8 protein-coding genes and 1 pseudogene are annotated in these 8,101 nt (G+C 41.8%); 4 read left to right on the top strand and 5 right to left on the bottom strand.

Features of this window, described 5'->3' with window-relative positions; translation table 11 throughout:
• Nucleotides 1–116: 116 nt before the first annotated feature.
• The 4 genes from ACESNI_RS05240 to ACESNI_RS05225 are packed head-to-tail and all read left to right on the top strand — an operon-like array spanning nucleotide 117 to nucleotide 4,971.
• Nucleotides 117–947 (top strand): hypothetical protein, encoded by an 831-nt coding sequence (locus tag ACESNI_RS05240; RefSeq protein ID WP_373085440.1) that lies wholly within the window; start codon nucleotides 117–119, stop codon nucleotides 945–947.
• Between the two features lie 15 nt (nucleotides 948–962).
• Nucleotides 963–2,081, top strand: coding sequence for a ParB N-terminal domain-containing protein (locus ACESNI_RS05235; RefSeq protein WP_373085439.1), 1,119 nt, complete (start codon nucleotides 963–965; stop codon nucleotides 2,079–2,081).
• 6 nt (nucleotides 2,082–2,087) lie between these two features.
• Nucleotides 2,088–3,764 (top strand): DEAD/DEAH box helicase, encoded by a 1,677-nt coding sequence (locus ACESNI_RS05230; protein ID WP_373085438.1) that lies wholly within the window; start codon nucleotides 2,088–2,090, stop codon nucleotides 3,762–3,764.
• Nucleotides 3,757–4,971 carry a hypothetical protein gene (locus tag ACESNI_RS05225; RefSeq protein WP_373085437.1) on the top strand — a complete coding sequence of 405 codons (1,215 nt, stop codon included), beginning with the start codon at nucleotides 3,757–3,759 and terminating at the stop codon, nucleotides 4,969–4,971. The genes ACESNI_RS05230 and ACESNI_RS05225 overlap by 8 nt, the downstream gene beginning before the upstream one ends.
• A gap of 146 nt (nucleotides 4,972–5,117) precedes the next feature.
• Here the strand turns inward: ACESNI_RS05225 and ACESNI_RS05220 are convergent, their stop codons facing one another.
• The 5 genes and pseudogenes from ACESNI_RS05220 to ACESNI_RS05200 form a co-directional block, all read right to left on the bottom strand.
• Nucleotides 5,118–5,330 carry a hypothetical protein gene (locus tag ACESNI_RS05220; RefSeq protein WP_373085436.1) on the bottom strand — a complete coding sequence of 71 codons (213 nt, stop codon included), beginning with the start codon at nucleotides 5,328–5,330 and terminating at the stop codon, nucleotides 5,118–5,120.
• A 32-nt stretch (nucleotides 5,331–5,362) separates the two neighbouring features.
• Nucleotides 5,363–5,698 carry a hypothetical protein gene (locus tag ACESNI_RS05215; RefSeq protein ID WP_373085435.1) on the bottom strand — a complete coding sequence of 112 codons (336 nt, stop codon included), beginning with the start codon at nucleotides 5,696–5,698 and terminating at the stop codon, nucleotides 5,363–5,365.
• The gene (locus ACESNI_RS05210) at nucleotides 5,685–5,939 is read right to left on the bottom strand and encodes a hypothetical protein (protein WP_373085434.1); all 255 of its coding nucleotides are present in this window, start codon (nucleotides 5,937–5,939) and stop codon (nucleotides 5,685–5,687) included. The genes ACESNI_RS05215 and ACESNI_RS05210 overlap by 14 nt, the downstream gene beginning before the upstream one ends.
• Nucleotides 5,940–6,008: 69 nt before the next feature.
• Nucleotides 6,009–6,554 carry a recombinase family protein gene (locus tag ACESNI_RS05205; protein WP_373085433.1) on the bottom strand — a complete coding sequence of 182 codons (546 nt, stop codon included), beginning with the start codon at nucleotides 6,552–6,554 and terminating at the stop codon, nucleotides 6,009–6,011.
• A gap of 457 nt (nucleotides 6,555–7,011) precedes the next feature.
• Nucleotides 7,012–8,101: pseudogene (locus tag ACESNI_RS05200) on the bottom strand (hypothetical protein); the annotation flags it as partial.

Here is an 8,101-nt window from a genome sequence, read left to right as displayed (position 1 = left end):
TTAAGCTTTGGCGAATTCGTAAAGTCCGGGAAACCTCTTCGTGCACGTGATAGCAATATCGTGTATTCGAAAGCTCTCCTGACTTCTACAAACAACAAGTGTGGACTGGACTAATTATGCCACAATTTTTTAGCCCAGAGATCGTTTCTCTTGCTTTTAAGCGGTTGTCCTCGAGGAAAAGAGAAGGGAAAGCCCATTTAGAGCGAACCTCGGCGCTCATGTATTTCTTTGCCGTAGATGCTGCTTGTAAATCTTTGAATGTTCCCAGCCTGGACATGAACCCAGATAGCTTGATTGGGAAAAATAACCGAAAACAAGTTGAGCTTGAGTTCACAAAACTTGTTTTAGTCTGCTCTGTTCCTGATGGTATTTCTCAAGTGATAGAGCTTGGAAAAATCGAATTTGGCGGAACGTCACCTGAAAAGCGAATTTCATCGAATTTTTTCACCGTTCCTCTCAAAAAAGCATCCAGTCAAAAAAATCCATATTTTTATCCTGGACGCCCGAAGGCTCCATTACTAATGATGGGACAATCTGCCACAGGGATGCAGTGGGGAATTCAATACCATGAAAATTGGGAAATGAACTTCCCCCGGTTACTTACTGAAATTCGAGAAGCAACACCACATCTCGATCTAGCTATATTCTTGGCACGTGACCAACCTATCGACAAGAGTGTCTCAATATTACAAGAGGCAGTCAAAATTGGCTTATCAAATATTTTTTCTAAAAATATTGTAGAGTATTTTGAAAAAAAAATTTCACAAGAGAGCATGTTTGCTCGACATATCAATAAGCCTTTTGTCGATCATTACGCTCAATTTTCAAAAATCTACCGAAATGAACCATCCACAAAAATATGCTATGTAGCGATGAATAAGTCTGAATTAATTTCGCGCATCGTGAATTTGGAAAATCTATTGAAAAGTAACGGAATAATCTTCTAACCGTACAGGTGAAAAATGACCTCAAAGCCACTATTTTTTAAAGAAAAACCTGAGCCCATAATTAAGCAACGACTGTACAACGGCAGAAAATTAGTAGTTTGGGATGGTAAAGTGAAAATATCAGCAATACAGGGGTGGGTTGAAAATCCACGAATTGAGCTTGCTAAGAAAAAACTTATCTCAAAAATTGGTGATCGCGAACTCTCACAAGATGAGATTTTTGATCTCATGAAAAATGATGCAGAAGTGAAGCTCAAAGAACTACGAGACGATATAATTAAGAACGGATTGCGTGAACCTCTCACCTTGTCTCACGATGGAAAACTACTTGACGGAAATAGGCGTTTTTTTGCTTTACAGTATGCACTCGAAACTATGCAAGAAAGCGACCCGAATAGACAAGACTTAGAAGCCGTTGAGGCTTTTGTTCTAACTGAAGATGCAACAGAAGAAGATGAGCAAAATGTTCTTGTTGAAGAGAACTTTTCCGCATCCTTAAAAATTGAATGGCCCGATTATGTCAAGGCAATTAAGGTAGTTGAAGCACACGAGGATGGCTTAACAACACAAGAAATTTCTAAAAAATTCAGTTGGGCAAAATCAAAAATCCGCGAAACGCTAAGAATTCACGAAATTATTAGTGAATTTTTGATGTTTGCGACAACACCTGAAGATCCAGACGATGAAAGTGGTGGTGGCTTGGGCCTAGTAGAGCAAGACGCAGAAACAATTGCCGCTAAACGGTACCAATTTTTCAATGAAGCCCAAAAATCTTTTTTTGAACCATTAAAAACAGATTTTGAATTCAAAATACAATTTTTTAAATGGGTGTATGAGGGAAAATTTTCAAGCTTCCCAGAAGTGCGTGTCGCCTATAAAGCTTGGAATCTCCCTGAGGCAAAAGCAGCGCTTTCACAACTGGATCCATCAGCCGCAAAATCTGCAAAAGCAATCATCGATTACAATTCCCGGGTAGTAAAAAGTACAGACGAAGCTGTTGGGAGAATTGATAATTTCACCAAGTTTCTAAAAGAACTGACTGCAGAAGAAATAAAAATTATTCCAAAGACGTCGAGTGATAATCTTGAAGAAGCATTGGATATGGTTATTAAGATGACGAAAGCGACAAATTAATAAGTCATGGATGTTAAAATACATAATGACACGGTTCAAGTTTATGCAGCTGGTGTTGGCCTATTGAGGCTCAAGGCAGAGATTGCCAAGCGCATTAGTGGCCAGGTAAATTCTGGAAAGGGTTATATATCATTTCCACTCACTTCATTACATATGGTGAGTGATCTACTTCCAGACACAAACTCTATTTCTCCTGAAGTAATCTACCATTTAGATAAATACAAACTTCATGATTCGGCTCGTAAAAAGGCTTTGAATATAATGGATGGGAGTGATGAATATACGCTTCCTGAGCCTTGGAAGAGTTATCTGGATCCAGCTCAGATGCCAGCTTCTGCAGCCATGACGGTTCCCAATCTGTTAGGCTTGTGTTTGTTTGACGAACAGGGTAGCGGCAAAACAGTCATGACCATAGCTGCATTCGATATCTTGATCGAAAGTGGCGATATTGATGGTATGATCGTAGTTTGCCCGAAGAGCATGATTAGCGAATGGCCGAAAGACATTGCTAATTTTCTTCCAGATAAGTTTAACGTTGTTATTGCTGAGGGAACCAGGAAAGAAAAATACGATACATCTTTTGAAAAGTTTGATGTACTGGTTTCCAATTATGAAGGCGTTGAAGCAATGCTAGTGTCGTTAATGGCTTCTGCATCCAATCGTAGGTTTCTTCTAGTAGTAGACGAATCGTACTATTTAAAGAATAGTGAATCTCTGCGCTCCGAACATACAACTAGCCTAAGAAGTAAATGTAAAAGATGCTTTGTTTTATGCGGCACTCCGGCACCGAATACAGCACATGATTTATTAAATCAATTTGATCTGGCAGATTTGGGGTTTACATTTGGTGGATTTAAAAAGTCAAAGGACCCTCAATCTGACTGGGACAAAATAGCATCATTAACTAATACCCGTGGATTATTTATACGAAGGCTTAAATCTGAAATTCTTAGCCACGTCCCTGAGAAAAATTTCCATGTTATGGAGATCAATCTCATGGGAAAACAAAAACTAATATATGAGACTGCCCGATCTGAATTAGAATTAGAATTGAAAAATCTCAATAACGAAACATTCAAAAAAAAGTTGGCCACATATTTTCAGAAACGAGCTGCGTTGCTTCAGATATGCTCTTGTCCGAGCGCAGTAGATCCTACTTTTTCTGAAGTTCCAGCAAAATACCAAGCTTTGGACGAGTTGTTGGAAACTCTTATTAGTCAAAACCGTAAAGTTATCATTTGGTCTTTTTATAAACGTAGTATTGATGAAATTGAAGATAGATACAAAAAATACAATCCTGTCCGTGTAGATGGCTCAGTGAGTACTGATTTAAGAAGAGAGGCGGTCCGTTCGTTTCAAGAAGACTCAAAAACGATGCTTTTTATAGGAAACCCTGCAGCTGCAGGAGCAGGGATAACCCTGCATTCTTCATTTGATGCCGTTTACATATCATATTCTAACCAAGCGGCTCATTACCTGCAGTCACTTGATCGCATTCATAGGCGAGGCCAAGTATCAAATGAAGTTAATTATTACTTGCTTATTTGCAAAGGTACAATCGAAGAAACAGAAGTGATAAAGCTTCGAGGTAAAGAAATTCGTCAACACGACCTACTTGGTGACCGAATACAATGGCCATCCTCTCTTGATGAAGCATTGAAAGAGCTAAAATCAAATGAGTGATTTTGTATGGATTATTAATGCTGAAAAAAATAGTTCCTTTGGGAATTCAGGGGTATCTAGTAGCTATATAATTCCTAGCGGAGAAATGAAAGTATCTCCTAGTTTGCTGGCTGGGTCACGGCTTTGGATTTTACTGCGAGGAATAGAAGACAGACTATTTTTGTCTATTAAAGTTAAAAAAGTCGAACGAATTCTTGATGGGTATTATGAAGGAGATTTCCTTTTATCGACAAGTTTTTTGTCGTCATTTAGGCTGGTATCCAAATACTCAGAAGCCATGAAATATGTCGTAATTGATGTTGTTTCTCACAGACTTGGAATCTCCATAATTGAGGAAAGTATTTCTCAAAAATTCGCAATGGTGGTAACTAATAGCATTGAGTACAAACTATTGCCTCCGCCCCGCGCATCTCTTCCGAACATTAGTAGTAATATTTTTCCCCGCTCTGGTAATGCACTCGCAAAGGCTTCTTTATGTTTGATCGTTTCACATTTTAACCTCAACCAAATATGGGCACAGGGGGCAGGAGATAAGTTGAACGCTTTTTCAAATTTTGCCTGTGCAGTGATTTCTGCTAGCTTGGTAGATCGCCCAAATTCTAATCTGAATGATGCCCTGAATAAAAATGATCCCTTAACCAATTTAGTGGTGTTCATCAGTGAAGGGGTAGACACAGAAATACATAGGATAACTTCGATACCGGTTGTTGATACTGACTTTACGGAAGTGGAGCCTGATAAAATACATGCCCGATCATTTATCTCATCCGGAGATAATATGAAGGATGTTGAGGCGTCACTTCGCAAAACAGAACATGCAGAAGAAACACATCAAGGTATGTTGAAGGATATTTCACAATTTTTGATTTCAATTGATATTGTGCCATATGAAAGTAGTTCTGTGGACTTAATATTCAAAACACCACATGCTATGAATATATGTGAGATAAAAAGCTCTAATCTGGAAAATTATTTTTCTCAAGCATCTAAAGGGGCCTTTCAACTTTCATGCTATACTGAACAAATCGAAAAAGATTTTGATCACTCTCAATCAATCTTAATTTTACAAAAAATCGGTCACGATGAAATCGAAACATACATAAAAAAAATTCTGATGAGGATGAATATCCAGACACTATATTATAACGTAAATTTATCCTGGCCATTTAAATTGGAAGGATTTTCAGTTAACAAATATCAACATTAAATTTGTTTTCTTCGCAAAAATATTTTCAACCATCAACACTTTAAGTCGGATGCCGTATTGTGGTTAATTGAAGGTTACTGCCAATTCGTACGTAATCTGAATTGTTTCTTTATATTAAACCGACTTCCTTTACAGTCTCCACTATATTATTTTGTCTTCCCCCCAAGTTTCTCCGCCGTCCGCATAGCCCCAAGACCAAGCAAAGACAAAAGAACCGTGACCAGGGTTTCCGTCCCTGACAACTCCGGCAATTCCGTCACATGAGGAAAGAAATTAACCGTCGCCCAGTTCAGCAGGTCAAACAGGATGAAATGCCTGACGAGCGCAAAATAACAAATCTGATGAAAGTCTCCGAACAATTAGACTAACTCAGAGTATGGTAATGTAGCCATCACAGATCTTTTTTTCTGTACAGCTCCCATCTTAATCGCTGAGCATCTGCGATCCGCTTCTTACCTTCCGCTGTCTTTGGGCCACTATTTCCCGTGCCCCCGTGAAAGCCACAACGCGAGCGCGGCCCTTCCCCCGGTATCTTTGCATTAAACAGACAGAGCCTTCCTCCGGACTTCTTAGCGAGGCAATAACGGCCTTCACGATAGCGGGTAATAAGCTTCCAAGCGATACCATAACTTCCACCATGTTGGTCAATGCGTTTGATTAGATGGGCTTTGAAATAATCGGGTAAATCTGGATTGTTGCGGACTGGGTGAAGGTCAATCATTGTCATTTGACCTTTCAAGTTGAAACTGTTCAACCCGCTTACCTGCAATTGCCATTGCGACACCCAGGTCAATGTTTGTTGTGTTGATTTTGGCCTCTATTTGTTGTGGAATTAATTTGGCGAGTAAGCGGCAAAAGGTTGGAGGGTCTTTCCTGGCTATCTCTATTAAATAATCAACGCCGCCAACGCGCTCAAAAGCTTCGTATATGCCGTCCATGATTTCAGCAGTTAATTTATTCTTGGCCATATGCAGTATTCCTTCTGATAGATAGAGGCTGTTTACCTCTTCGCGTAATGAAATTAACTTTTTGGCTAATCAGTCATCCAAAATTCGGTAGACACTGGCCCTGCCAATATTCAACTCTTTAGCAATATTTGTGGCAGACATCCCCTCAGATTTAAGGCGAAATACATCATCTGTCTTCTCCCTGGCTGTTGGCTTACGGCCTTTGTATTTACCCTCAGACTTAGCTTTTGCAATGCCCTCACGTTGCCGTTCCAGCATCATCATGCGTTCAAACTGGGCGATGGCCCCGATCACGTTGCAGACCAGCACGCCCGTGGCTGTGCTTGTATCAATGCCGAGGTCCATGATCTTAAGATGGGCACCTTTATCAGTGAGTTGCTCCATAATGTCACCCAAATGCCTAGTGCTTCGTGCAAGGCGATCTAATTTGGTGACAACCAACGTGTCACCATCGCGGATATAGTCTAAGGCAATGTCTAACTGCTCCCGTTTCTCCACAGATGACACCTGTTCCTTAAAAACCTTATTGCAGCCAGTGGCCTTCAAATCTCTCAACTGGGCCTCAAACCCAGCTTCCTGCTCAACTGTTGATGTTCTCGCATATCCAATATTCATGGCTTTATCCTTTTTGTTCCTTTGATTACTTAGACATTGTGAGACACTCTATCCCAAAATGCAAATCAATTCTTATGAGACGCTATTTAGGAATGTTTTTACTGTCCCGCGAGAGCAGGGCCTATTGAGACTGTGAGCCTCTGAGAGGTCGCTGGAGAGATGTCAGGTTTGAGCAACCATTCCGTGGGGTAAATCGCTTAATGCCCGCCAGTGGACTCTGAAACGACTCTCAGTTGATCATTACACCAGGTTGAGGTGATTGGAGTGCAAAATCGACGTTGGCTTGTGTGCAGAAGGCTGCATAACCGGATTAGAAAAGCTGTAAAACCCGAAGGGGGGAGGGTATACCGGGCGTAGGGGTGAGCCTACACTTTGGGCTGTGGTACTGATGTGGTGGTGAAACCTCTGCTCATATATATTTTTGAAATAATTTTATAAAATTCAAAACAGTTTAATATCAAAGAACCTCGGCTCGTAAGTGAGGGGTTGGGGTGATTATTTCGACCTCAACATCTAAGCCTATGCGCTCAGAGAGCCAGATTTCAGGGTCATGGATGAGATGAAGGGCGAACAGAAACTTAAACTTCAACGCTCGTTGGTTCGGGCGCTCAACTCTGGCCTGCGCGAACACCATTCTCGATAAAGCTCCGAAGGCCAAAGGCTTTACCCACCATAACTTGATTAGAGCTTCAATTGAATCGACCAGTGATGAGTTCGTGGGTTGGGCGCTAAATGGCCTCAGTTCCCTACTATATATATTCAGTAGGGAACTGAGGCCATTTAGCTGATCTTGTGAGTTTTGATTGAGAATATTAGCTCTGGGGCTTTTCGCTCGAGCATTACTGGCTGCCATCTTTGCTGTTTTAACTGTCGGCCATAAGTCTGGATAAATCATAGCAGCTGCTGCCGGGCCGTCAGGTAACAACCCTATAGCCACCATCCCCTCAATTCGACCCGGTGCATTGTCATTCCAGCGAATAGGCTGGTCTACCCCCATCGGCAAACAGACATTACTCAGTACATCCAGTTGCAGTGGGGTCTTAGCCGACCGATTGACCCCACGGCCACGGCCCCCGCATTGAATTAGCTCAGCCTCGCAAATCTGCCAGCGAACGGCCTCCACTATCGGATCGGGGTGTTGCTCGGCCTGGACCGATAGCCCAACGCCATTGCCAACATCAATACCAGCCGACTGACGGGGATACCATTGCTTCGCTGATACTTTTTCAACAGCCCAACCCGTCAGGTTCTCCGTCAACGCCTCAACATCCCAAGGTGAGGGTAAGGTGCGCCCGATCAGCATCAAACAGCGGACGCCACCCCAACGATTAATTCCGCGTGTCGCGTTGAAGTGAGCCACCTCGACATTGTCTGGTAAACCCAATTCATGAAGATGTTTCTCTAGGGCTTGTTGGCAGATAACCAATACGTCAATGCTGTTAGCTCCTTGCCCATTAAACTCGGATGCCCGCAATTGAATGAACCGATGCACCTCCATAGCCCGGTTTTCACGCCGTTGACTTTCATCAGGTTCCAACACCTCGTCG

The sequence above is a fragment of the Sneathiella sp. genome (genome assembly GCF_041689005.1).
Taxonomy (GTDB): Bacteria; Pseudomonadota; Alphaproteobacteria; order Sneathiellales; family Sneathiellaceae; genus Sneathiella.
This window is presented reverse-complemented; position numbering and strand designations above follow the sequence as displayed.